General features: G+C 67.9%; 24 protein-coding genes and 1 rRNA gene. 13 read left to right on the plus strand and 12 right to left on the minus strand.

Annotated elements, in window-relative coordinates; all coding sequences use genetic code 11:
- Positions 1-98 precede the first annotated feature (98 nt).
- Positions 99-650 (plus strand): Rhs element Vgr protein, encoded by a 552-nt coding sequence (locus FHS02_RS21090; protein WP_229422381.1) that lies wholly within the window; start codon positions 99-101, stop codon positions 648-650.
- Here the strand turns inward: FHS02_RS21090 and FHS02_RS21095 are convergent.
- Genes FHS02_RS21095 through FHS02_RS21115 form a run of 5 tightly spaced genes read right to left on the minus strand, consistent with a single transcriptional unit; the run spans position 628 to position 5203 of the window.
- Positions 628-2370 carry a putative bifunctional diguanylate cyclase/phosphodiesterase gene (locus FHS02_RS21095; RefSeq protein ID WP_229422380.1) on the minus strand — a complete coding sequence of 581 codons (1743 nt, stop codon included), beginning with the start codon at positions 2368-2370 and terminating at the stop codon, positions 628-630. The genes FHS02_RS21090 and FHS02_RS21095 overlap by 23 nt on opposite strands.
- A complete protein-coding gene (locus tag FHS02_RS21100; protein WP_229422379.1) occupies positions 2367-3659 on the minus strand; it encodes a sensor domain-containing diguanylate cyclase in 1293 nt (430 codons plus the stop codon). Before FHS02_RS21100 ends, FHS02_RS21095 begins: the two co-directional genes overlap by 4 nt.
- Positions 3660-3715: 56 nt before the next feature.
- Positions 3716-4099 carry a phosphonate transporter gene (locus FHS02_RS21105; protein ID WP_137316465.1) on the minus strand — a complete coding sequence of 128 codons (384 nt, stop codon included), beginning with the start codon at positions 4097-4099 and terminating at the stop codon, positions 3716-3718.
- Positions 4100-4139: 40 nt separating this feature from the next.
- Positions 4140-4703 (minus strand): hypothetical protein, encoded by a 564-nt coding sequence (locus tag FHS02_RS21110; protein WP_137316464.1) that lies wholly within the window; start codon positions 4701-4703, stop codon positions 4140-4142.
- Positions 4704-4717: 14 nt separating this feature from the next.
- Entirely contained in the window at positions 4718-5203 is a 486-nt protein-coding gene (locus FHS02_RS21115; protein WP_175424923.1) for a GNAT family N-acetyltransferase, read from the minus strand.
- A 175-nt stretch (positions 5204-5378) separates the two neighbouring features.
- On the opposite strand from FHS02_RS21115, the gene FHS02_RS21120 reads away from it, so the two are divergent.
- Entirely contained in the window at positions 5379-6245 is an 867-nt protein-coding gene (locus FHS02_RS21120) for a CAP domain-containing protein (RefSeq protein WP_175424922.1), read from the plus strand.
- A 17-nt stretch (positions 6246-6262) separates the two neighbouring features.
- Here the strand turns inward: FHS02_RS21120 and FHS02_RS21125 are convergent, their stop codons facing one another.
- On the minus strand, positions 6263-6691 hold the full coding sequence (locus FHS02_RS21125) for a hypothetical protein (protein WP_137316461.1): 429 nt from the start codon (positions 6689-6691) through the stop codon (positions 6263-6265).
- Positions 6692-6856: 165 nt separating this feature from the next.
- Here FHS02_RS21125 and FHS02_RS21130 point away from each other — a divergent pair, with 165 nt between their 5' ends.
- The 4 genes from FHS02_RS21130 (at position 6857) to FHS02_RS21145 (ending at position 12239) form a co-directional block, all read left to right on the plus strand.
- On the plus strand, positions 6857-7570 hold the full coding sequence (locus tag FHS02_RS21130; protein ID WP_137316460.1) for a LexA family transcriptional regulator: 714 nt from the start codon (positions 6857-6859) through the stop codon (positions 7568-7570).
- The gene (locus tag FHS02_RS21135; RefSeq protein ID WP_137316459.1) at positions 7570-7995 is read left to right on the plus strand and encodes a hypothetical protein; all 426 of its coding nucleotides are present in this window, start codon (positions 7570-7572) and stop codon (positions 7993-7995) included. Before FHS02_RS21130 ends, FHS02_RS21135 begins: the two co-directional genes overlap by 1 nt.
- A gap of 114 nt (positions 7996-8109) precedes the next feature.
- Positions 8110-11487, plus strand: coding sequence for a DUF4450 domain-containing protein (locus tag FHS02_RS21140; protein WP_137316458.1), 3378 nt, complete (start codon positions 8110-8112; stop codon positions 11485-11487).
- 47 nt (positions 11488-11534) lie between these two features.
- Positions 11535-12239 (plus strand): DUF1349 domain-containing protein, encoded by a 705-nt coding sequence (locus tag FHS02_RS21145; RefSeq protein WP_175424921.1) that lies wholly within the window; start codon positions 11535-11537, stop codon positions 12237-12239.
- A 27-nt stretch (positions 12240-12266) separates the two neighbouring features.
- On the opposite strand, the gene FHS02_RS21150 is transcribed toward FHS02_RS21145, so the two are convergent.
- Entirely contained in the window at positions 12267-12911 is a 645-nt protein-coding gene (locus FHS02_RS21150) for a hypothetical protein (protein WP_137316456.1), read from the minus strand.
- A gap of 149 nt (positions 12912-13060) precedes the next feature.
- Between FHS02_RS21150 and FHS02_RS21155 the strand changes: the two genes are divergently transcribed.
- From FHS02_RS21155 to FHS02_RS21175, 5 genes are read left to right on the plus strand one after another with little or no spacing between them, the layout of a single operon-like run.
- Positions 13061-13939, plus strand: a complete 879-nt coding sequence (locus FHS02_RS21155) for an NmrA family NAD(P)-binding protein (protein WP_137316455.1) — start codon at positions 13061-13063, stop codon at positions 13937-13939.
- 30 nt (positions 13940-13969) lie between these two features.
- Positions 13970-17140, plus strand: a complete 3171-nt coding sequence (locus FHS02_RS21160) for an efflux RND transporter permease subunit (protein ID WP_137316454.1) — start codon at positions 13970-13972, stop codon at positions 17138-17140.
- A gap of 38 nt (positions 17141-17178) precedes the next feature.
- The gene (locus FHS02_RS21165; protein ID WP_137316453.1) at positions 17179-17754 is read left to right on the plus strand and encodes a TetR/AcrR family transcriptional regulator; all 576 of its coding nucleotides are present in this window, start codon (positions 17179-17181) and stop codon (positions 17752-17754) included.
- Positions 17741-18634 carry a helix-turn-helix transcriptional regulator gene (locus FHS02_RS21170; protein ID WP_137316452.1) on the plus strand — a complete coding sequence of 298 codons (894 nt, stop codon included), beginning with the start codon at positions 17741-17743 and terminating at the stop codon, positions 18632-18634. The genes FHS02_RS21165 and FHS02_RS21170 overlap by 14 nt, the downstream gene beginning before the upstream one ends.
- 58 nt (positions 18635-18692) lie before the next feature.
- Complete coding sequence (locus FHS02_RS21175; RefSeq protein WP_307722174.1) at positions 18693-19262, plus strand: TetR/AcrR family transcriptional regulator; 570 nt, start codon at positions 18693-18695, stop codon at positions 19260-19262.
- Between the two features lie 36 nt (positions 19263-19298).
- Here FHS02_RS21175 and FHS02_RS21180 read toward each other — a convergent pair whose 3' ends face one another.
- The 3 genes from FHS02_RS21180 to FHS02_RS21190 all read right to left on the minus strand — a co-directional run bounded on the left by FHS02_RS21180 (position 19299) and on the right by FHS02_RS21190 (position 21281).
- Positions 19299-19985: a glutathione S-transferase gene (locus tag FHS02_RS21180; protein WP_137316451.1), complete on the minus strand. Its 687-nt coding sequence runs from the start codon at positions 19983-19985 to the stop codon at positions 19299-19301.
- Between the two features lie 138 nt (positions 19986-20123).
- The gene (locus FHS02_RS21185; protein ID WP_137316450.1) at positions 20124-20510 is read right to left on the minus strand and encodes a limonene-1,2-epoxide hydrolase family protein; all 387 of its coding nucleotides are present in this window, start codon (positions 20508-20510) and stop codon (positions 20124-20126) included.
- 15 nt (positions 20511-20525) lie between these two features.
- Positions 20526-21281, minus strand: coding sequence for an SDR family oxidoreductase (locus FHS02_RS21190; protein WP_137316449.1), 756 nt, complete (start codon positions 21279-21281; stop codon positions 20526-20528).
- A gap of 110 nt (positions 21282-21391) precedes the next feature.
- Here FHS02_RS21190 and FHS02_RS21195 point away from each other — a divergent pair, with 110 nt between their 5' ends.
- Complete coding sequence (locus FHS02_RS21195; protein WP_137316448.1) at positions 21392-22327, plus strand: LysR family transcriptional regulator; 936 nt, start codon at positions 21392-21394, stop codon at positions 22325-22327.
- On the opposite strand, the gene FHS02_RS21200 is transcribed toward FHS02_RS21195, so the two are convergent.
- Positions 22316-23512, minus strand: coding sequence for an MFS transporter (locus FHS02_RS21200; RefSeq protein ID WP_137316447.1), 1197 nt, complete (start codon positions 23510-23512; stop codon positions 22316-22318). The genes FHS02_RS21195 and FHS02_RS21200 overlap by 12 nt on opposite strands.
- Before the next feature lie 201 nt (positions 23513-23713).
- Between FHS02_RS21200 and aac(6') the strand changes: the two genes are divergently transcribed.
- Positions 23714-24160, plus strand: a complete 447-nt coding sequence (aac(6'), locus tag FHS02_RS21205) for an aminoglycoside 6'-N-acetyltransferase (protein ID WP_137316446.1) — start codon at positions 23714-23716, stop codon at positions 24158-24160.
- 243 nt (positions 24161-24403) lie between these two features.
- Here the strand turns inward: aac(6') and rrf are convergent.
- Positions 24404-24493, minus strand: a 5S ribosomal RNA gene (rrf, locus tag FHS02_RS32190); the annotation flags it as partial.

Consider the following 24493-nt stretch of genomic DNA (forward strand, 5'->3'; position numbering starts at 1 on the left):
AAGATTCTATCGTGCAACTAGTTCCTTACCGCAATAAATTCGGTTGCGTAAAATAAAGTCTGTACATGATTGTTGGAATTAAAGGACACACCCGGCCGTTGACTTCCGGTGAAATCGCCTGTTGCCGCAAGCTGTTCGGGGCGGCGATCGACTACGAGCGGGTGCGCATCCACGCGCGCGGCTGGTTCTTCGGGATGCAATGGCGCCACACGGCGATGGCGCCGGATGGGCACATCTGGTTCCGGCCGGAAGACCACCAGGACGATTTTTCGCGCGCGCCCGCGTGGCGGCTGCTGTGGTTCATGCACGAGATGGTGCACGTGTGGCAGTGGCAGCTGGGCTACCCGGTCATGTGCCGCGGCGCCTTGCGCGCCGGGCTCTCCTACCGTTACCGGCTGGCGCCGGGCCGGCGGCTGGCCGACTTCAACATGGAAGCGCAGGGCGACCTGCTGGCCGACTGGTTCGCGCTGCGCTGGCTCGGCGAACCGGGCGCCATGCGCCAGAAACAGTATGCCGGCGACGCGTGGCTGTTCGAAGAAGTACTGGCCGATTTCCTGGCCGATCCGGCCGACCCGCGCAGCCTGCCACGCCTGTCCTTGCCGTTCGCCCGGCCGGCCATGGCGCTGCTCAGGCGCCGCCGGGCCGCCTGAGCCAGGCCGCCAGGTCTTCGCTCGGCAGCGGCCTGGCGTACAGGTAGCCCTGCCCCTTGTCGCACTGCAGCGTGCGCACCACCGTGGCCTGCGCGGCCGTTTCGATGCCTTCGGCCACGGTGCTCATGCCCAGGCTTTGCGCCACCTTCACGGTGGCCTCGATCAGCACGCGGTGATGATGGCTCGTCTCGCTCTGGCTCACGAAGGAGCGGTCGATCTTCACCGTATCCACCGGCAGCAGGTGCAGGCTGGCCAGCGACGAATAACCGGTACCGAAATCGTCCAGCGCCAGCGTGATGCCGAGCGCCTTCAGTTCGTGCAGGCGCTGCTGCACATCGGTATCCTGCGCCGCCAGGCTTTCCGTCACTTCGAGCTGCAGCCGCTGCGCCTCCATGCCCGTTTTCGCGAGGATGCGCGCCACCGTGCCGGCCCAGTCCTGCTGCCCCAGCTGCGCGCGCGACAGGTTGACGGCCAGCAGCCGCGGCGCCAGGTCGCCCAGCTCGCCCTGCCAATGCACGAAGTCGCGGCACGCGCGCTCCAGCACGAAGTCGCCCAGCGCGCAGATCAACCCGCACTCCTCGGCCACGCCGATGAACTCGAACGGCGGCACGATGCCGCGCACCGGGTGCCGCCAGCGCACCAGCGCCTCGACGCCGGCCGAATGGTCGGTGCCGCCATCGGCACACAGCGCCACTACCGGCTGGTACACGACGAACAGCTGCCCGTTCTGCAGTGCCTGCCGCAGCTCGAGTTCGATATCGTTGCGGCGCGCGGCCCGCTCGCGCATCTCGGCCGCGAAACGCACGACGCGGGCACCGCCGGCGCGCTTGGCCTCCAGCATGGCGATGCCGGCATCGCGCAGCAGCGCATCGGGCTCGTGGCCGTCGCCCCAGGCGATGCCCACGCTCACGTTGCAGATCACGTCCTGCCCCTGCAGGTGGTAGGCGCGGCCGATGGCGCCGATCAGCCGGGCGGCCACGCTTTCGGCATCCTCCACACGGCGCAGGCCATCGAGGACCACCACGAATTCGTCGCCGCCGATGCGCGCAGCCAGTTGCCCGCCACGCTCGCCCACGGTGATGCGGTCGCTGGGCGGGCGCAGCACGTTGCGGATGCGTTCGGCCACCAGCACCAGCAGCTGGTCGCCCATTGCCTGGCCCAGCGTGTCGTTCACCTGCCGGAAACGGTCGCAGTTCATGAACAGCACCGCGAAGCCGGCGCGGCTGCCGGCCTTGCGCCGTTCCAGGATCGCCCGCAACTCCTCGTGCAGGGCGGCGCGGTTCGGCATCCGCGTCAGCGCGTCGGTGCGCGTCGCGGAGGACAGCCGGCTGGCCAGCCGCTCCTGCTCGCGCCGGGCTTCCAGCGTGATGTCGTTGATCGTCGCCATCAGGCGGTTACGGTCGATCTTCATCACCGACAGCGACAGCACCTGCGGTCCGTCGCGCCCGGGCGGCGCGTCGATCCGCAAGCCTTCCACCACCGCGCCGGACGGCTCGGTGCAGCGCGCCACCGCGGCGCGCAGGTCCGGCGCCGTGGCCGCGAAGATCGCATACAGGTTGTCGAGCGCACCTTCAGGGGCCAGCGGCATCAGCAGCTGCGCGGCCATCGGGTTGAGCATGTCGATGGCGCCGCCGATGTCCGCCTGGAGCAGGCCGATCGGCGTGCGGTACATGAACTGCACCAGCGCCTCGTAGGCCAGTTTGTCGTCGTGCGCCATCATCGAGCAGTTTCTGCCAGGTCGGCAGTCCAGCCGACCACGCGATTACGGCCGCCGGCCTTGGCGGCATACAGCGCCCGGTCGGCACGCTTTTGCAGGTCGTCGATGCCGCCCAGTTGCGGATCCCACTCAGCGACACCGGCGCTGACGGTGAAGTTCACCGCGGCTCCGTCGACCCGTACCGTCATTCCCTCCACGGCCGCCAGCAGGCGGCGCGCCACGGCGCTGGCCTGCGCCGCGTCGGTCGACGGCAGCAGCACGGCGAACTCCTCGCCGCCCAGGCGCGCCACCACGTCCACGGCGCGGAACGTATTGCGCAGCAGGTCGGCGAACGCGCGCAACACGGCGTCGCCCACCGGGTGGCCATGCGTGTCGTTGACACGCTTGAAGTAATCGAGATCGAACAGCACCAGCGCGACGGGCCTCGGGAAACGGCATGCGCGGCCCAGTTCCAGTTCGGCGGCGTGGAAAAAGCCGCGGCGGTTGGCCACGCCGGTCAGATGGTCGGCAAACACGGCCTGGCGCCAGCTTTCGCTGGCGGCGCGCCGGTCGCTGATGTCGCGCAGGACCAGGCAATAGGCCGGGTCGGTATCGGCCGCCGCGGGATCGCGCTCGGGCAGCGGCGTGATCATCGCACTCCCCCAGAACGGCGTGCCGTCGGCGCGCAGGCGCAGGCCTTCATCCACGCTCCAGCCGCTGGCATCGGCCTCGCGCAGCAGGTCGCGCGCACGTTCCGCCGTGGTCATATCGTCCGGTTCGAACACGGCATACGAGCTGCCCACCACGGCGTCATCGTGGCCGGTCACCCGTCCAATGCTGCCGTTCCATTGCTCGATCCGGCCTTCGCGGTCCAGGCTCACCAGCGCGTAATCGGCAACGCTGGCCAGCAGTGCATTCAGCCAGGCGTCGCTTTGCCGCAACTGGCGGTCGCGCTGCACCTGCAGCGTCACGTCCTGCAGCACCGCCATCAGGCGCCCGGCGTCGAGCTTGACGATCGACAGCGCCAGGATGCCCGGGCCGTCGCGCCGGCCGCCGCCGTGCAGCGGGATGTGGACACCGTCGCAGATCCTGCCGCGCGGCGCGGTGAACGCCTGGCATAGCCTGCGCACGTCCGGCGCCACGTCCTGCAGCGCGGTGAACAGGTTGTCCAGGCAGCCGTCGCGCGACAGCGGCATCAGCAGCTGTGCGGAAATCGGATTGATCAGCGTTATTTCGCCATCGGCCTTCGCCTGCACCAGACCCACGGGTGCCAGGTACAGGAACTGCATCAGCGCCTCGTGTTCGGCCGCCAAGTCAGCCGCAAGTTCAGCATCGTGACCGGCGTCGGGGCCGGATGCCGCCTGGGTGCTCACGGCTGCCGTTGCACGAGCACGTAGCGCGTTGCCGCGCCGGGCAGCGCCAGCAGGCGCAGCTGCACTTTGGTGGGACGCATCCGCAATGTCAGCACATAGGGAATCGTTGCGTCGAGCGCCGCGCCGTCAGCCTGGGCATCGTCGAAACGCTGCGCGACCAGGAAATTGTTCATGCAGGGAGCAACGCTGGTGAAAAAAGGCTGCCCCACGACGCTAGGCTGCGACAGGCCGGCCGCCTGCGATTCGAAGCGGTTATAGCGCCGTACCACGGTCGCGTCATCGAAGCCGATGATACCGAACGTGGCATCGTCGAGCTGTTCGTCGGTCAGTGCCGCGAGGCGTTGTCCCAGGTCGGGCTGGTCGAAGGCGAGAGCGGTCATTGGTAACTCCAGGTAACTGATTGCAGATGCACCTGGCAGGTCACCAGGTTGATGTGTGGAAACATATGCTGACATGGCCATAATGCCCTGTCAATCCACGCACGATTGAAAGCCGTAGTTCTCTCTGCGGAAACATCGTTTTCGAAGGGTAATGGAACGCGGTCCTGTTGCATCTAATGCTACGATCAAAGCTCGAGTCACCAATCAACCCATTGAAAAAGGAACTGATCATGACCATGACCAAAGCTATCTTCGCGGCAGCCCTGTGCTTCGGCCTGGCCGCATGCAGCACGACCGACAGCACCAGCGGCACGGGCGACAGCTCGGCAACCGGCTCGGGCACCACGTCGGGCAGCAGCTCGATGGATTCTGGTACCGCCGGCTCCGCTGCGTCGGGCTCCACCTCGGGTTCCAGCACGTCGGGTTCCAGCACCTCGGGTTCCACTTCCGGTTCGGCCGGCTCGGGCCAGTGGAACCAGTCCGGCAGCACGTCGCCGACCGCAACGCCGGGCACCTCGCCCAGCAATCCAAGCAACGCGGACGACAACTCCGTGAAAAAATAAGCACCACGCCTCAATAAAAATGGCCCGCCGATGCGGGCCATTTTTTTATTTCGACTCATTCATTGCGACGCCCCGGGTGCGATTCGCTACCCGCCGCCAGCCGGTAGCGCAGCTTGGTCCGCTCGCCTTTTCCATACGTAGCGTACCACGGCGGGATCGGCACCGCTTCCACGAATGTGCAGCCGATCCGCTCCAGCGTGCGCCGGCAGGCGGCATTGTCCGGCGTGGTGGTGATCCACACGGTATCGAGACCCAGCCTGGCAGCTTCCGGCAGCAGCGCCAGCACCGCCAGGCCGGCCAGGCCCTGCCCGCGAAACGGCGCATCGACGGCAAAGCCGATATGGCCGAGCAGGTGCGTAAACACGTGCGAATGGCCATCGCGCAGGCTGATCGTGCCGGCACGCTTGCCGTCCGCCATGATGTGCCAGCGCCAGGCGCGCACGCCCCACGGCGAATTGGCGGCATGGTAGGCAGTGTGCAACACCAGCGACACGCGGTCGGCACGCACTTCGGCAAGCGGCGGGGTGGAGAGGGAGAGCAAGATCGGCAGGCACGGATGTGGAAGCCGCAAGCTTACCATCGGCGGCGGAGGCCTGCGGGGATGCCGCGTCACCGGTATCGAAGCTGCCATGGGATCCCGAGTCGCGCCTCTAGCGCGCCTCTTGAAGCATCGCGCCATTTACGGCAAGATCGCTCTTTACCCGGCAATTTCAACGATGTTTACTTCATCTTTCATCAATATTGCGCAGCGCACTACGTTGCTGGCTGGCTTGCTGCTGTCCGCGTCCGCGAGTGCGCTACCGACGCAGGCTCGGCATGCGCCGGATCTGGCCACCCTCATCAACGCCTACCGCGCCGCACCGGGCAGGTGTGCCGGCGTGCCAGCCACGCCGGTGCCGCCGCTGGCCGTGGAAGCCGCGCTGTCGCAGATCCGCATCGTTTCCGGCACATTCCTCGAGCCGGCGCTGGAGAATGCTGGCTACCCCGTCGAACATGCCGAAGCCCTGTTCATTTCCGGCGCCGCCGATGCGGCCGAGGCGATGCAGGCGCTGCGCGAAGGGTACTGCGCGCGCCTGCTGGGCACGGACATTGCCGCGGTCGGCACGATCCGCGCGGGCGATGGCTGGCACGTGGTGCTGGCCCGCCCCGAGCGGCGCGAGCTGCCGGCGCCGGAGAGCATCGGCGAGGCAACGCTGGCCGCCGTGAATGCCGCGCGCGCCGCGCCCCGCCAGTGCGGCGAGCGGCAATTCGCCGCCGCCCCGCCGCTGCGGCTGAACCGGGCGCTCGATGCCGCTGCCCTGTCGCACAGCCAGTACATGGCGCAGGTACGCTACTTCAGCCACAAGCAGAAAAACGGCAGCGTGGTGGGCGACCGCGCGCTGCGCGCCGGCTACCGGTGGCGCACGATCGGCGAGAACATCGCTTCCGGCCAGCGCACCGCGCAGGAAGCCGTGCAGGGCTGGCTGGACAGCCCCGGCCACTGCGCCAACATCATGAACGCGGCTTTCGTGGAAATGGGCGTCGGCTATGCCGTCAACCCGGCGCGGGGCACGCTGTACTGGACGCAGGTGCTGGCACGCTGATCCGCGGTTACGGGCGCTCACAGCGTATTCCTCACGTCCCTGACCGCCTGCGCCGCGGCGCGGGCGATTTCGGCGATGTCCTGGTCGCGCCGCCGGTCGAGCCAGCGCACCACGCCGCCCAGCAGCCACCACGCGGGCAGCGCGGCCACCACCAGCATCGGCACCGCCACGATGGCGACACCGAGCGATGCATCGATGCCGCACAGCGCCATCACCGAACCGGCCGAGACGAACAGCGTGGGCCACCACGAATGCAGCGCCGCCAGCAGGAATGGGCCGGCGATGCCGGCCATGGCGATCGCGCAGGCGAAGCGCACCCACCCTTCGCGGCGCGTGCGTGGCCACATGAACAGGAATGTCAATGCACACGCGATGGCGCCGGCCAGCAACGGCGCCGCAAAGATGGTGAGAAGCGCGCTGCCGGCCGCGCCGATTTCGATGGTCATGATGCCTGTCTCCTGAGGAAATAAGCAGCTTGAAAGTTCCGTGCCTCCGTTTGAGCGAGGGCAAAAAAACATCAGACCGCTTGCAACCGACTTTATCAATTGCTATATTCCGAGTCAAGCGTTTGCTTATCTATCGAAAATCACCTGCTGCATGAAGTGGATTCCATGAACATCTACCAACATCGACGAGAGCGGCTCACCTCCCTGATCCGCGAACAATATGCGGGCACGCGCAAGGCGCTTGCCGAGGCCTGCGGCTGGAGCGAGGCGCGCCTGTCGCAAATCCTGTCCGCCACCTATCGCGAAGGCCGCGCATTCAGCGAAAAGATCGCCCGCAAGCTGGAAGGCGACCTGTCGTTGCCGGCCATGTTCTTCGACCATGGCGCGATCGCGCCGGGCGAGGAACCGGCCATGGCGCCGAACTTCCTGCGCGTGCGCGCGATCGATGCGCACAGCCCCGGCATCGTGCAGATCCGCCGCGTGCGGCTGCGCCTGTCCGCCGGCATCGTCGGCTTTGCCGTGGAGCCGGACGAGGAAGCCGGCGGCTCCTTCGGCGTCGAAATCGACTGGATGACGCGCAACCGCTACAAGTGGGAAGACCTGCTGGCCCTCGAAGTGACCGGCGAAAGCATGGAACCGCGCCTGTACAAGGGCGACCTGGTGGTGGTGAACACGGCCGACAAGACGCCGGCGGACGGCCAGGTCTTCGCCGTCAACTATGAAGGCGAGACCGTGGTCAAGCGGCTCACGCGAGACGCCGGCCACTGGTGGCTCACGTCCGACAATCCCGACCAGCGCCGTTTCCCCCGCAAGCTGTGCGACGGCGTGACATGCCTGCTGATCGGCCGGGTGGTGCTGAAGAAAAGCGAGAACATCTGATGGCGGCACGGCGCCTTGCCTGTGCGTTCGTCGACGGCGTGGACAATGCCGGCACGCAGTCGCTGCATTTCATCGGCGGCGCGCACGACCGGATATTGCTGGAAGCGCCCGGCGCCGTCGCCGAACTGTGCATCTGGGCCAGCGTGGAAGTGTGCCCCGATGCGGCATCGGCCGGGGCGCCGCCGCTGCGCAAGCTGGCGCTGTCGCTGTGGGCGCACGGCATGGAGATCGACTGGATCACCTACGAGGATGCGGCAGTGGCGCCACCTGCCGGCCGGACCGATGCCGCGTACACGGTCGACCACATCTTCCCCATTCCCGCCTGGCTGACATTCCACGCGTGCGTGTTCGAGGTGCGCGCCACCGGCGACGGCGCGCCGATCGGCACCGCGCGGCTGGCACTGGAATTGCCGCTGCCGTTCTAGCGGGTTCCGGGCAGCCATGCGCCGCCACGGCGATGGCATGCGGCCGCCGCTCAATCATGTGACTATTACAGGCAGGCCGGCCACCGGGAAGACAATTTCCGCTACCGTTCCCCGATGAGCATACGATACGCAGCCGCCGTTGCCTGCCTGCTCGCGGCGGGCATCGGCGCAAGCCAACGCCAGGCGCACGCGGCGGAACCCTACAAGCCCGAGGCACCCTCCCTTGCCCCCAATCTGCAGGGACAGCTCGACCGTCCGCTGCGCTACCGCCCCGACGGTGCCGATTTCGTCATCGACGACGGCCGCGAGTTCTTCAACCGCCCCCTCTATGGCGGCAATACGGCGTTCCGCGTGGATGGCGGCGACCGGCCGGAATTCTCGCTGTACCTGCCGGGCCGCGGCGGCAACCTGAGGCTGGGCTTGCGCACCGGCGCGGGCACGCTGTGGCTGCACGAGGCGCGGCACGTGCAGGCGCGCTACCGGCCCGGCGAACTGCATTACGAGATCGCCGACCGCCTGCTGGGCGATAAGGGCCGCATCCGGGTCGCGGCGGTGGCCTATGCCGCCACGGACGGCCTGGCCGTGGAAGTGCGCGGCGAAAGCCTGCCCGCGGGCGCGGAACTGGTGTTTGCGTTCGGCCCCGGCAACGGCCAGCGCGGCCGGCGCGACGGCGACATCGGCACCGAGCGCGTGCCGATCGGCGAATACTTCCAGTTCGCGCCCGCGTTCGCGCGCGGCGCCCGCTTCGACGTCTCGGCGCAGGGTTTTTCGGTCGCCACGCCGAAAGCCACGATCAGCGCCACCGCCAGCGCGCCGGCACAGGTGCGCACGGCCGCCGCCAGCCAGTGGAATGCCCTGCCGGCCTTGCTGGCAGCGCACCAGGCAGGCGATGACAACGTGGCCGTCGGCCGCGTGCCGCTGGGCGCGCAGCCGGTGCACCTGGCGCTGCAGGTGGTCGCGCGCGAGCAGCCCAGGGAACCGCAGGTGTACAGCGAAGTGGGCGCCGCTGCAGACACCCGGAAGCCGCAGGCGCTGTTGCCCCGCTTCGGGCCGGCCGAACTGGCGCAGCGCTTCGCCGAGGCCACGCGCCACTTCGCGCAGTTGCGCAACCACGTGCGCATCGACACGCCGGACCCTTACCTGAACGCGGCGATGGGCGCGCTGAACGTGGCCGCCGATGCCGTGTGGGACGAGACCCAGCAAGCCATCATGCACGGCGCCGTGGCCTGGCGCAGCAAGCTGCTGGGCTGGCGCGGCCCGTATGCGCTGGATGCCCTGGGCTGGCACGACCGCTTCCGCCGCAATGCCGATGGCTGGACCGTGCAGCAGGACACGTCGCCGGTTCCCGCCGCCGTGCCGCCGCCCGAACGGGCCACCAACCTGGCGCGCAACCGGGCCGGCATGCACTCGAACGGCAACCTCACCCGCTCGCATTACGACATGAACATCGGCTTCGTCGATGCGCTGATGCGCCACCTGCTGTGGACCGGCGACCTGGAATATGCGCGCGCCGTGTGGCCCGTGCTGGAACGCCACCTGGCGTGGGAGCGCCGCCTGTTCCGCCGCGAGTTCGGCCCGGCGAAGCTGCCGCTGTACGACGCCTACGCGGCCATCTGGGCCAGCGACGACCTGTTCTACAACGGCGGCGGCGCCACCCATGCCACCGCCTACAACGCCTGGCACAACACGATGGCGGCGCGCGTCGCCCGGCTGATCGGCAAGGATGCGGCGCCGTACGAAGCGGAAGCGGCTGCGATCCACCGCGCCATGCGCGAGCAGCTGTGGATGCCCGGGCGCGGCGCATTCGCCGAGTACCGCGACCACCTGGGGCGCCAGCAGCTGCACCCCAGCTATGCGCTGTGGACCTTCTATCACACGCTCGATTCGCAGGTGCCCACGCCGCTCGAGGCGGCGCGCATGGCGGCCGACCTGGACCGCCACCTGCGCCCGATCCCGGTGCGCGGCCCCGGCGTGCCGGCGGATCGCCCGTATGCCGTGCTGCCGACCACCGACTGGATGCCCTATTCCTGGTCGATCAACAACGTGGTGATGTCGGAAAACCTGCACACCGCGCTGGCCTACTGGCAGGCCGGCCGCGCCGACACCGCGTTCGCGCTGGCGAAAGGCGCGCTGCTGGCCAGCCTGTACATGGGCATCAGCCCTGGCAACATCGGCAGCATGAATTACCTGGACGTGTACCGCCGCGAGTCGCAGCGCGATTTCGCCGACGGTTCGGGCGTGATGGCGCGGGCGCTCGTCGAAGGCCTGTTCGGCGTGCGGCCCGATGCGCTGGCCGGCGTGCTTACCGTGCGCCCCGGTTTTCCGCGCGACTGGAACCACGCGCGGCTCGACCATCCGGATGTAGGCATCGCGTTCCGGCGCGACGGCAACCGCGACACCTGGCAAGTCAGCCAGCCGGCCGGCGACAAAGTGCGCCGCTTCCGCCAACTGTCGCTGCAGGTGCCGGCGCGCGCGGGCAACGTGGCCAGCGTGACGGTCGATGGCCGGCCGGCGCGCTGGCAAGCCGAGGCCGGCGCGGTGGGCACACCCCGGCTGCTCGTCGAGGTGCCACTGGGCGCGCAGGCGAAGATCGACATCGCGTGGCGCGGCGAGGCCATCGACGATACCCGCGCCACGCCCGCCGCCGGCGCGCCGCGCGACGACTTCCGGCAGGTGCGCCAGGGCGATTTCAGCTGGTGGCGCCCCGCTCCGGCGCCGGCGGCGTCAGGGACACTCGAGGCCTGCACGCTGGCAGGCCCGGGCTGGACATCCGGTACGCCGGTGCGCGCGCAGCACGTCGACCTGGCCGGCGCTTTCAACGACCGTGTCACGGAACTGTTCAAGCCGTTCAAGTACCTGTCGCCCCGCTCGCCGCACGTGACGCTGGCCCTGCCCGCGCAGGGCGCCGGCGCCTGGGCCGGCCACGTGAACGACCTGCCGAAGCTGGACGATGCCGGCCTGCGCGCGCTGGGCGGCACCCTGCGCCTGCCGAACGGGCTGACGTTCGCCACGCCGGCCAGCGGCGCCAACGTGGCCTTCGCTTCGCAGTGGGACAACTACCCGCGCGAAACCACCGTGCCGCTGTCCGGCCAGGCGTCGCGCGCCTTCCTGCTGATGGCCGGCTCGACGAACCACATGCAGAGCCGGGTCGACAACGGCGAAGTCGTGATCGCCTACACCGACGGCACTACCCACCGCACGCCACTGCGCAACCCGGACAACTGGTGGCCCATCGAGCGCGACTACTTCCTCGACGACTACCAGTTCCGGCTGTGCGGCACGCTGCCGGTGCGGGTCGACCTGAAGACGGCCGCGGTGAGCGTGCCCGATCCGGCCACGTTCAAGGGCGCCAGCCGCGAAAGCATCGACGGCGGCGCCGCCATCGTGCTGCCGGTTGCCCTGGACCGTTCCAGGACCTTGCACAGCGTGACCGTGCGCGCGCTGGCCAACGATGTCGTCATCGGGCTGATGGGGGTCACGCTGGACCGATGACATGCCACTCCCGCCGCACGCGCCAACCTGAAAGGATGTTTTCAATCATGCACATCGCCAGTACCGCCGGACGCACGCTGCTGTGTTCCGCGCTGATCGGATCGACGCTGTTCATTCATACCGCAAGGGCCGCCAACATGGAAAAAGAGTGCTCCGTCAAGCTGCCGGGCGTTCACTTCACGAAATGCCTGAACGACGCCGACCGCAAGTCGACCGTGACCGGCGACGCCGTCACGATCCGCGCCGGCGCGAAGCAGGATTACTTCAACGACCCTGACGGCAAGCTGTCGAACAACACCGCGCCGGTGCTGTTGACGAAGGTCGACAACACGAAACCGTTTACCTTCGTGGCACAGGTGACGCCGGAATTCAACGCCATGTACGACGCCGGCGCGCTGTACCTGTTCGTCAACGAGAAGCTGTGGCAGAAATTCGCCTTCGAGCGCGACGAGCGGGGCACCACGCGGATCGTCAGCGTGCGCACGATCGACACGTCGGACGATGCCAACCACGATCCCGTCGGCGACAGGGCCAGCTGGCTGAAACTGTCGTCGGACACGAAAACGGTAGGCCTCTACCACTCGCGGGACAGGAAGACCTGGCACCTCGCACGGCTGTACAAGAACAGCTACCCGGCCACGGTATGGGTGGGCCTGAGCGCACAGGCGCCGGTCGGTGACGGCAGCGCCAGCACATTTACCGCGCCGGTGCTGACGAAGGAAAGCGTGAAGGATTTCAGGCTGGGGAACTGAGGGACCGCGCCGCTCTCCGGAGCGGTGTCATGGTTCGCCGATGGCGTGCGTGACGGCCGCCATCACATCGAGATCGCGCGCGGTGGCCGGAAGCTCGACCGACGAATGCTTGCCGGTACGCGGATTGAACAGGGCAACGCCCAGCCGTCCTTCCGCCGCGCCACTCGCCGTGGTGCGGAAGCTCCACTGCTTCCTGCCGATGCGTACCGCCAGTTCGTGTCCGCCATCGCGCGCGGCCACGGCGAGCTGGCTGCGCGGCAGTGCGCGGCCGCCCAGGTCGGCCGCCAGGTGCTGCAGGATGAAGTGCAGCACGTCCGCCACCGCATACATGCGCAGCACGGGTTCGATGCGCTCGACGGTGCTGGCCGACGTGATGAACCAGTGCGGACACGGGCAATCGTTCAGCAGGTTCTGCAGCGGCGCGTGGCACTGGTGGCAGCAGCCCTGCTCGCGGGCCGCCAGGAAGCGCTCGCGGCGGCGCGCGTCGTAGCCGAACGGCGCCAGGGCCGCCAGGCCGCGTGCCAGCGGCGGCTGTGCCGGCGCCGGCGGCGCTGATCTGGCGGGCGCTTCCTGCCCAGCGGAAGGTTGCGGCCGGCGCCATGCGGCCGGCCTGGCCAGCCCCATGGCGCCTTCCCTCTCGTTCACGCTCCGTTCGACGATTCCAGTATCCATTTGCAAGCCTCGCTGTGTGGTCTCACCAGCTTTGACGAACGGCGCGCATTTTTCCTCCGGCTAGCGTGAAAAAAATCGCCCCTTGACAATTAGATGTCACTTGAATTCTAATTTAGATGTTAACCATCATCTTAAAATCAGGGAAGCGTATGAACCCAAGGACTTACCTCGTTACCGGCGCCACCGGCGATACCGGCCGCTACACCGCCCACGCCCTGCTCGCCGCCGGGCACCGGGTGCGTGCCTTCGTGCACCGCGCCGACGAGCGGGCCGACGCACTGCGCATGGCCGGCGCCGACATCGTCAGCGGCGACCTGCTCGACATCGACGCCGTGCGCGCCGCGCTCGACGGCGTGCACGGCGCCTACTTCGTCTATCCGCTGCGCCCCGGCCTGCTCGACGCCACCGCGTACTTCGCCCAGGCGGCGCGGGAAGCAGGCACGGGCGCCGTCGTCAACATGTCGCAGATCTCGGCACGGCGCCACGCGGCCAGCGATGCGGCGCGCAATCACTGGATTGCCGAGCGGGTATTCGACTGGTCCGGCGTGCCGGTGGTGCATCTGCGTCCGACCTACTTCGCCCAGTGGCTGCTGTATCCGCATGTGCGCGAGGCGATCCGCAACGAGGGCCTGATCAAGCTGCCGTTTGGCGCCGGCCGCCACGCGCCGGTCGCCGCCGAGGACCAGGGCCGTGCGATTGCCGCCCTGCTGGCCGATCCGGCGCCGTACCTGGGCCGCACCGTCACGCTGCACGGCCCGGAAGAGATGGACGAACACGGCATTTCCGCCGCCGTGGGCGAGGTGCTGGGGCGCACGGTGCGCTACCAGCCGATCTCCGTGGACGAATACCGCGAGCGGCTCGCCGCCAGCGGCCTGTGGCCCTACCTGGTCCAGCACCTGGTCGAAGTGGCCATCGACTGCAGCAACGGCGTGTTCGCGGGCACCAACCGTTTCATCGAAGAGCTCACCGGCACCGCGCCGATGACGGTGCAGGCATTCGTCCGCAGGCACGCCACCGCATTCCGGTAATCGCCACGCGCCCCCCTGGAAGGAACCCGCATGAACTTCCCCCGCTTTTTCGTCGACAAGCCCATCTTCGCGGTGGTGCTGTCGGTCATCGTCTTCGTCGCCGGCCTGATCGCGATCCCGAACCTGCCGGTATCGGAATATCCGGACGTGGTGCCCCCTTCGGTCGTGGTGCGGGCCCAGTACCCCGGCGCCAATCCGAAGGTGATCGCCGAAACCGTCGCCACGCCGCTCGAACAGGAAATCAACGGCGTCGAGAACATGCTGTACATGTCGTCCCAGAACACGTCGGACGGCGCCCTCAAGCTCACCGTCACGTTCCGCATCGGCACCGATATCGAGCAGGCCGAGACCCAGGTGCAGAACCGCGTGCAGCGCGCGCTGCCGCGCTTGCCGGAGGAAGTGCGCCAGATCGGCGTCACCGCGGTCAAGACATCGCCCAACCTGACCATGCTGGTGCACCTGGTATCGCCGGGCGGCGAGTACGACGACCTGTACCTGCGTAATTACGCGGTGCTGAACGTGAAGGACAGGCTGGCGCGTATTCCCGGCATGGGCGACGTCAACCTGCTCGGCTCGGGCGAGTATGCGATGCGGATCTGGCTCGACCCGCAGAAGGTGGCGGCACGCAACCTGACCGCCGGCGACGTCGTGGCCGCGATCCGCGAGCAGAACCTGCAGGTGGCGGCCGGCGCGATCGGCGCCGCGCCCGCGCGCGGCAGCGAATTCCAGCTCACCGTGAATACCCGGGGCCGGCTCAAGAGCGAAGAAGACTTCGGCCGCATCATCGTGCGCACCAATGCCGACGGCGCGACCACGCGCCTGAAGGACATCGCCCGCATCGAACTGGGCAGCGGCTCCTACGCGCTGCGCGCACTGCTCGACAATGAACCGGCCGTGGCGATGGGCATTTTCTCGCTGCCGGGCGCCAACGACCTGCAGCTGTCGAGCGACGTGCGCGGCACGATGGACGAGCTGGCGAAGCAGTTCCCCAAGGGCGTGGAATACCGCATCGCCTACGACCCCACCATGTTCGTGCGCGATTCGATCGCCGCCGTGATCCGTACCCTGCTCGAAGCGATTGCCCTGGTGGTGATCGTGGTGATCGTGTTCCTGCAGACCTGGCGCGCCTCCGTCATCCCGCTGCTGGCGGTGCCGGTATCGATCGTCGGCACCTTTGCCGTCATGCTGGCGCTGGGCTTCTCGATCAACACGCTGACGCTGTTCGGCCTGGTGCTGGCGATCGGCATCGTGGTCGACGATGCGATCGTGGTGGTGGAAAACGTGGAGCGCAACATCGCCGCCGGCCTGTCGCCGCGCGATGCCACGGTGCAGGCGATGAAGGAAGTGAGCGGGCCGATCGTGGCCATCGCGCTGGTGCTGTGCGCGGTGTTCGTGCCGATCGCCTTCGTCGGCGGCCTCACCGGCCAGTTCTACCGCCAGTTCGCGCTGACGATCGCAATCTCCACCGTGATCTCGGCCTTCTGTTCGCTGACGCTGGCGCCGGCGCTGTCGGCCGCGCTGCTGCGCCCGCACCACGCGCCGCCGGACGCGCTGACACGGTGGATGGACAAACTACTGGGCCGCTTCTTCCGCTGGTTCAATACCGTGTTCGGGCGCGCCTCGCACCGCTACGAGCGCGGCGTGAATGGCGTGTTGCGCCGCAAGTCGGCCTCCATCGCGGTCTACGCGGTGCTGGTCGCCGGCGCCGTGCTGGTGTTCAAGGCGGTACCGGCCGGTTTCGTGCCCGCGCAGGACAAGGGCTACCTGGTCGGCTTTGCGCAGCTGCCGGAAGCGGCCTCGCTGGACCGCACGGAGGCGGTGATCCGGCGGCTGGCCGACACGGCGCTCGGCGTGCCCGGCGCCCGCAACACCGTGGCCTTCCCCGGCCTGTCGGTGAACGACCTGACCAATGCGCCGAATTCGGGCATCACCTTCGTCGGCGAACTGGCGCCGGAGGCACGCCGTGGCGAAGCGACCAGCGGCAGCGGCATCGCGGCCGAGATCAACCGCCGGGCCGGCGCAATCCAGGATGCGTTCATCATGGTGTTCCCGCCGCCGCCCGTGAATGGCCTGGGCACGATCGGCGGCGTGAAGATGATGGTGGAAGACCGCGCCAACCTCGGCTACGACGAGCTGTATCGCGCCACCCAGGCCCTGGTCGACAGGGCCCGCGCGGCGCCCGAACTGGCCAGCGTGTTTTCCGGCTACCAGATCAACGTGCCCCAGCTGTACGCCGACATCGACGTGACCCGCGCCCGCCAGCTCGGCGTGCCGCTCACCGCCATCTACCAGGCATTGCAGGTGAACCTCGGCTCCTACTACGTCAACGACTTCAACCGCTTCGGCCGGACCTTCCAGGTGCGCGTGCAGGCCGATGCGCAGTTCCGCTCGCAGGTCGGGCAGATCGACCAGATCAAGGTGCGCAGCGACAGCGGCGAGATGGTGCCGCTATCGTCGCTGGTCCGCACCAGCGATACCTATGGCCCAGACCGCGTGCAGCGCTACAACAACTACACGGCGGCCGACATCAACGCGGCACCGGCCCCGGGCTACTCGTCCGGCCAGGCGCAGGCCGCGCTGGAACGCCTCGCGCGCGACACACTGCCGAATGGCGTCGGCTTCGAATGGACCGAGCTGACGTACCAGAACATCCTGGCCGGCAATACGCTGCTCTACGTGTTCCCGCTGTGCGTGCTGCTGGTGTTCCTGGTGCTCGCCGCGCAGTACGAGAGCTGGACGCTGCCGCTGGCGGTGATCCTGATCGTGCCGATGTCGATCCTGTGCGCACTGGCGGGCGTGAAACTGACCGGCGGCGACAACAATCTGTTCACCCAGATCGCCCTGTTCGTGCTGGTGGGACTGGCCTCGAAGAACGCCATCCTCATCGTGGAATTCGCGCGCGAGCTCGAAGAGCATGGCCGCGGCGTGGCGGCGGCGGCGCTCGAGGCATGCCGGCTGCGCCTGCGCCCCATCCTGATGACGTCGATCGCGTTCATCATGGGCGTGCTGCCACTGGTGTTTTCCCACGGCGCCGGCGCCGAGATGCGCCATGCGATGGGTGTCGCCGTGTTTGCCGGCATGCTGGGCGTGACCCTGTTCGGCCTGTTCCTGACGCCGCTGTTCTATGTGCTGCTGCGAACCGTCGCGCTGCGGCTGGCCGCACGCCGGGCGGCTTACGCGAACGTGGAACCGGGAATTTGATTAGAATACGTCCAACATCTAATTAGACGGGGAGCAGCATGAGGAAATCACGGGCCGAAGCGGCCGCCACGCGCGAACGCATCGTCGACGCGGCATCGGCAACCTTCCGCCGCCAGGGCATCGCCGCCACCGGCCTGGCCGACCTGATGGCCGGCGCCGGGCTGACCCACGGCGGCTTCTACAAGCACTTTGCGTCGAAGGAACAGGTGGTGGCCGAAGCCGGCGCACGCGCCATCGAGCAGACCAGCGAGGCGATCGGTGCCGCCATCGCGGCGGCGCCCGGCGACGTGCCGCTGCGGCGCGCGATCGGCACTTACCTGACCACGCAGCACCGCGATCATCCGGAAACCGGTTGTGCCTTCGCCGCGCTGGGGCCGGAACTGGCGCGCGAAGGCGACACGGTGCGCGCCGCCGCCGCCGCCGGCATGGAGCGCCTGCTCGGCGTGTTCAGCCAGCAGGCCAGCCGCGCCGACGCGGTGGTGGCGCTGTCGGCCATGGTGGGGGCCATGACGCTGGCGCGGCTGGCGCCAAACGAGGCGGAATCGGCGCGGATCCTGGACCAGGTTCGCGCGCACCTGCTGGCGCACCTGCCTTCCGGCGATGATGGCGCCTGAAATCCGGCACGGGGCGCTGCGCACGCGCGTGCTGCACAGCGGCGACTGCACGGTCACCCGCCTGACGCAGCAAGGCAGCGCGCATGTCGAACTGGCGCAGGAACAGCCGGGCGATGGCTATATCGTGATGCTGAAGCTGCGTCCGCCGCACAGCTTCGAGCTGTTCGTCGGCGGCGAGCGCCATGGGCATGCACGCAACGCGCCGGGCCAGTCCGGCAGCGTGTGTCTCGTACCGCGCGACGCCGGAGTGCGGATGGTGCTCGAGGCGCCGTTCGACATGGTGCAGTTCGACTTTCCGCAACGCGCGCTGGAACAGTGGGCGGCGGCGCACGGCTTGCCGGCGCACGGTCCATTGCGGCCGCCGCCGCCGGGCACCTGCGATCCGGCCATCGCCGCGCTCGGCAATGCGCTGCTGCCCGCCCTCGACCATCCGGCCAGGGTGTCGCCGCTGTTCGTGGCGCACGCCACCCAGGCGCTGACGGCGCACCTGCTGCATGCGTTCGGCGGGCACGCGCCGTCGCACGTGCCCGGCAGGCTGGCGCCATGGCAGGAGCAACGCGCCAAAGAGCGACTGGGCGCGCACCGGGATGGGCCGGTCAGCATCGCCGCGGTGGCTGCGGAATGCCGGCTTTCGCCGGGCCATTTCGCCACGGCGTTCAAGCGCAGCACCGGCTGTTCGCCGACCGCGTGGCTGGCCAGCCAGCGCATCGACAGCTCACGCGCACTGCTCAGGCGCGGCGAACTGTCGCTGGCGGAAATCGCCGCTGCGACGGGGTTTTCCGACCAGGCCCACTTCACGCGGGCCTTTACGCGCGTGACCGGCATGCCGCCGGGTGCCTGGCGGCGCCAGCAGCTGGTCCGCGAACCTATCTATCGATAGATTGAATTATGTTGCGTGCGTTACACTGCCGTGCATGACCACCAGGAGGATGACGACGATGCGCACGCAAGCCGATACCAGCGAACAGATCATGGCCGCGGCACGCTCGATGGTGCAGGCGCGCGGCTATAACGCGCTCAGCTTCCGCGACGTGGCGGCCAGCGTGGGCGTGAAGAGCGCCAGCGTGCATTACCACTTCCCCACCAAGGGCGACCTGGCCGCGGCGCTGGCGCGCCGCTATACGGAGGAAGGGATGGATTACCTGGACACGCTGCTGGCCCGGGGCGAGGACTATCGCGCATGCCTGGCCCGCTACGTGGCCATCTTCCGGCGTGCGCTGGAGGACGGCAACCGCATGTGCCTGTGCGGCATCATGGCGGCGGAGAACGAGGATCTGCCGGCGGCCGTGCGCGCCGAAGTGGCCGCCTTCACCAATGCCAATGTGGCCTGGCTCACCGGCCTGCTGGCCGGGCGGCGGCCCGGCACCTCGCCCGAACTTGCGCGCGCACGCGGCGCGGCCATCTACGCCGCCGTGGCAGGCGCCCAGCTGGTGGCACGTGGACGGAACGATATCGCCGTCTACGACGCCATCATGGGTGCGTTTGCCGATACGGGACTGTTCGACTGACGGCGCTTTGTCGCGGATTTCGCCCCCGATTTCGCCTCAGAAGCCGAGGCGCCTCAGGTCTTCCGGCAGCATCTGCTGGCCGCCGCGTTCCCTGACGCTGGGCAGTTCGCTCACGCGCGCCAGCCATTCCTGCAAAGCCTCCAGTCCGGGCGGCACCGCGATGCCAGCGGCCCCGGCAAACCAGATGCCGGCCAGCAGCGTGATATCGGCCATCGAGAAACGGTCGCCCGCGACCCAGGGCGAGGCGCGCAATACGTCGTTGAAGTAATGCAGGCCGGCGGCCGCGCGGCGCCCTTCCCGCTCGCCCCACTCGCCGCGGCTCGCCCACTCCCGGCTCTTGAATGCCTGCAGCGCATCGCCCAGGCCGGGCGTCGCGTAGTGGAAATAATGCCCGACCGCGTCGAGCACTTCGCTTTCGGCACGCCGCTGCATCATGTGGATCGTGCCCTTCTCGCGCGGCGTACGGCCGGTGAGGACCGGATTGCCGTCGAGGTTGTCCAGGTATTCGGTGATCGCGGTGCACTCGGACAGCAGCGTGCCATCGTCGAGCTCCAGCACGGGCAGCACACCCAGCGGGTTCTTCGCCAGGAAGTCGCCCGCCTTGTGTTCCGCGCCGATCAGGTCGACATCGACATACTCGACATCCCGGCCGAGCCGCTTTTCGGCCAGCACGATATGGATGCGGGCAGGGTTCGGAAAGCCGGGGCGTTGGTACAGTTTCATCTGGAACTCCTATGTTTATCTATCGGTAGATAGATAGTAGGTCGGGAGTTTTGCCGCGGTCAAAGGAAAGCGGCCCGCGGGGTGCACGGGCCGCAAACCGGGGCAATCGGGCGGAAAACGGTACAAAGACGGCGCTGCTCAGTCGCGCCGGATCGCTGCCAGCTGCCGTTCGAAATCGCCCGGATCGAAATAATCGCGCCACACGGTGATCCGCCCATCCTCGACGGTGATGGTGCCCATCACCGGCAGCACGATCTCGCCACCGCTCCGGTGACGGAACACGTCGATGCGTTCGTTCAGCACCACGTTGCCCACCGCGGCGATGCGGGTGACCTTCCAGTCCAGCAGGAAGTCGGTGCCGATGCCGAAGCCGCGGTGGAATTTCTCCACTTCGCCGCGGCCGACGATGTCCGGGAACGGCACGTTATCGTAAAGGACATCGTCGGCCAGCATCGCCAGCGCCGCATCGATGCGGTTGCTGTTCCAGTGGGCGAAAAAGGTTTCCGCAACCTGTCTGGGGCTCATGATCGTGCTCCCTGTTCAGGCCGACTGGCCGCCATCGACGTTCAGCGTGGCGCCGGTGATGTAGCCGGCATCCGGTCCGGCCAGGAACGCGACGGCCGCGGCGATGTCCTCGGGCTGGCCATAGCGGCCCAGCGCGGCCAGGTTCTTCAGCGTGTCGGCAAAGGCGCCATCTTCCGGATTCATCTCGGTATTGATCGCGCCGGGCTGCACCACGTTGACCGTGATATTGCGAGGCCCCAGGTCGCGCGACCAGCCGCGCGTGTACGCCGCCACCGCGGCTTTCGATGCGACATAGTCCGCTGCGCCGGCGAACGGCACATGGTCGGCCCCCGTGGTGCCGATCGAGATGATGCGGCCACCGTCCGTCAGCAGCGGGACGGCGGCGCGCACCGCGGCGGCCACGCCGCCGACATTGATGGCGAACTGGCGCTCGAGCGCGGCCAGGTCGGTGGCGCTGTCGCCGACGGCGCCGGTCACGAACACACCCGCCGAGTTGACCAGGATATCCAGGCGCCCAAAGGCGGCATGTACCGTCTTCACCAGTTCCGCCACGGCGGCCGCATCGGCCTGGTCGGCGCGCACGGCCAGCGCACGGCGGCCCAGCGCTTCGACTTCGCCGGCAATGGCATTGGCGCGCTGTTCCGAGGCGGCATAGCTGAACGCGACGTCGGCACCGTCGCGGGCCAGGCGGCGCACGATGGCGGCGCCGATGCCGCGCGAACCGCCGGTAACCAGTGCGACGCGGCCTTGCAGGGGGAGCTGGGTATTCATGGTGTTTCCTTTCGATGTGAGTGGAGTGACGCCACTATCGCTCTTTCGGTCTTTGTTGATTAGTCGCGAATCGCTTTAATGATTTTCAACGATTGCTTTAAAATCGATCCATGGAAACCCTCAGCAATCTCGAATGCTTCGTGCGCACGGCCGATGCCGGCAGCTTTTCGGAAGCGGCTCGCCGCCTGGGCCTGACGCCGGCAGCGGTCAGCCGCAACGTGGCGATGCTGGAAAAGAATCTCGCCGCGCGCCTGTTCCACCGCTCCACGCGGCGCCTTACGCTGACGGAAGCCGGCGAGCGCTTGCGCGAAGGCATTGCCGGCAACCTGGAAGAACTGCAGTCGGCGCTGGCGGCCGTGTCGACCGGGCGGCTCGAACCGGCCGGCACGCTGAAGGTCAGCATGTCGCCCAGCATCGGCATGGGCTGGCTGATGCCGGTGCTGCCGGCGTTCCTGGCGCGCTTTCCGCGCGTCCGGCCGGAATGGCATTTCGAGAACCGGCAGGTGGACCTGGTGGGCGAAGGATATGACGCGGCGATCGGCGGCGGCTTCGCGCTGCGCCAGGGCGTGGTGGCGCGCCGTCTCGCCCCGGCGCACGTGATCGCCGTGGCATCGCCCGGTTATCTGCGGACCCACACGCCGCCGGGCCATCCGTCGGAAGCCGGCAACGCCGGCTGGATCGCGCTGCGCTCGCTGCAGAGCGGCCGCATACGCACCTGGGTCATGCGCAACGAGGCGGGTGCGGAGGTGGCGGTGGATACGCCCCCTGCCCTCGTGCTGAGCGATCCCGCAGCCGTGCGCGAGGCGGCGCTGCTGGGACTCGGCATCGCGATGCTTGCGGTGCCGGATGTGCTGCCGCACCTGGAACAGGGCAGCCTGGTGCGCGTGCTGCCGGACTGGCATGCCGACGTGGGCGTCATCTCGCTGTATTACGCCAGCCGCGCCCAGCTCCCGGCGAAGACCCGCGCCTTCGTCGATTTCGTCACGGACGCGTTCGAGCGGGACAGGCTGGCGGAGCGGTTCGCCGCGTTACCGTCAAACGCGTGAAGCCTGCGGCGCCGCCGGTCCGCCGAACGCAAACACCTTGCGCGACGCGGCGGCGATCGCCACGACTCCCAGCAGGCTGAATGCCAGCGCGGTGCGCAGGTCGGTGCGATGCGCGATAAAGCCGACAATCACGGGACCGACCAGCAGGCCGACATACGCCAGGCGCGTGGTGATGGCCAGTCCGGTCGACGGCGACACGCCGTTGGCCAGCGCGATGCGCCCGGCCGACGAGAACATCACCGGAATGATGTTCGCGACACCCAGCCCGCAAACCAGGAAGCCCGCCAGGGCGGTGCCCACCGCTGGCAGCGACAGCGCCAGCCCAAGGCCGGCGATGCACAGCGCGCAGCTGGCCAGCACCAGCGCACCTTCCGAAAAACGCGCCCGTACCGGATCCCCGGTGAACCGCCCGGCGGCCATGCCGATCGAGAAAGCGGCATAGCCGGCGCTGACGAAGCCGCCCGTCGCCATTGCCACGTCGCGCATGTACACGGCCGTCCAGTCGTACATCGCGCCCTCCACGAGCAGCGCGAGGAATGCCAGGCCCCCCAGGACGACCAGCTTGCGCTTGACCGCAGGGGCCAGTGCCTGGGTACCATGAGGCGCACCCTCCTCGCCTGCATGGGCCGCCGGTTCAGGCAGCAGCCAGCGCGCCGTCGACAGCGTCAGGACCGCGCACAGGGAGCACACCGCCGCGAGGTGCCACTGGTTCGGCCATTGCATCGCCTGCCATCCGCTCGCAACCAGTGCGCCGGCGATGCCACCGAGGCTGAAGGCGCCATGCAGCGAGCCGATGACGGGCCTGTCGAACGTGGCTTCGATCACGGCCGCCTGGGAGTTCGCGGCCACGTCGTTCACCGCGGACATCGCGCCATACAAGGCAAGCCAGAACAGCAGCAGCGCATATTGCGGCATCAGCAGGATGCCGAAGGCGGCCATCGCCATCAGGATCCCGCTGTTGACCGACGCCCGCGCGCTGCCGACCTTGGCGATCCAGCGGCCGGCCCAGGCCATGATCAGGATGCCGCCCAGGGCCACCGCCAGCATCGACAAGGACAGGTTGGCCTCGGAGAGCGAGAATTTGTCCTTGATGGTGGGCACGTGGGTGCCCCACGACGCATAGATCACACCATTGCAGAACAGCACCGACATGGCGGCAATGCGGGCTTTTCCGAGGTCACGCACGGCGGCCTCCGGTGCGTTGGGGATTGACGGGCCGGGAATGGTTTGTGGACAGGACTGGGCAATGCACGGGTGTCGTTCGAGATGATGGATGTGGCTGCGCAGTGTAATCGATTCACCGCGGGCGGGCTTCGGCTTGACCAAGGGTACAGTGCCTGGTGTAAGCTGACGCTACGCCCCCCGACGAGCACGGAAAGGTAGACGATGAAGCTGGTTCAGTGCACTTCCACCAGCCAGGACGGCTGGCTATCCTTGCGGCGGGAGCTGTGGCCAGAGAGCCCGCCGGACGAACATCTGGCCGAAATGCGCACGTTCATCGAGCAACCGGGAAGATTCTTCCAGCTTGTCGCCTACGACGCCGACAGGCTACCAGCCGGCTTCGTGGAAGCGGCGCTTCGAACGGACTACGTCAACGGCACCGACAGCTCGCCGGTGGCTTTCGTCGAAGGCATCTACGTCGCCCCCTCCTACCGCCGCAGGGGCATCGGCACATTGCTGGTCGCCGCCGTCGTTACCTGGGCCAAGGCCTGCAACTGTACCGAGCTGGCATCGGACGCCCTGCTCGACAACAAAACCAGCCAGGCCATGCACCGCGCACTGGGCTTCGAGGAAACCGAGCGCGTGGTGTTTTACCGGAAACTGATTCCTTAACTTCTCGAGAAGCAAAACCGGTGACAGACACCGGTTATTTTGAAACATTTCCACAAAACCGGTGACAGACACCGGTTATTTTGAAATATTTCTGAAAAAACGGTGTCTGTCACCGGTTTGAAAAAACGGTGTCTGTCACCGGTTCGAATTCCCTGCTACGCCACCGGTTTTCGGGCAACAAAACCTGAGCTTAAAAGCAAAAAACCCCGCCAGCACACGCTAGCGGGGTTTTTCTATGTAACAGCCTGACGATAACCTACTTTCACACTGGTTGCAGCACTATCATCGGCGCAAAGTCGTTTCACGGTCCTGTTCGGGATGGGAAGGGGTGGG

The organism is Pseudoduganella umbonata, from assembly GCF_014192225.1.
In the GTDB taxonomy this organism is placed as follows: Bacteria; Pseudomonadota; Gammaproteobacteria; order Burkholderiales; family Burkholderiaceae_D; genus Rugamonas; species Rugamonas umbonata.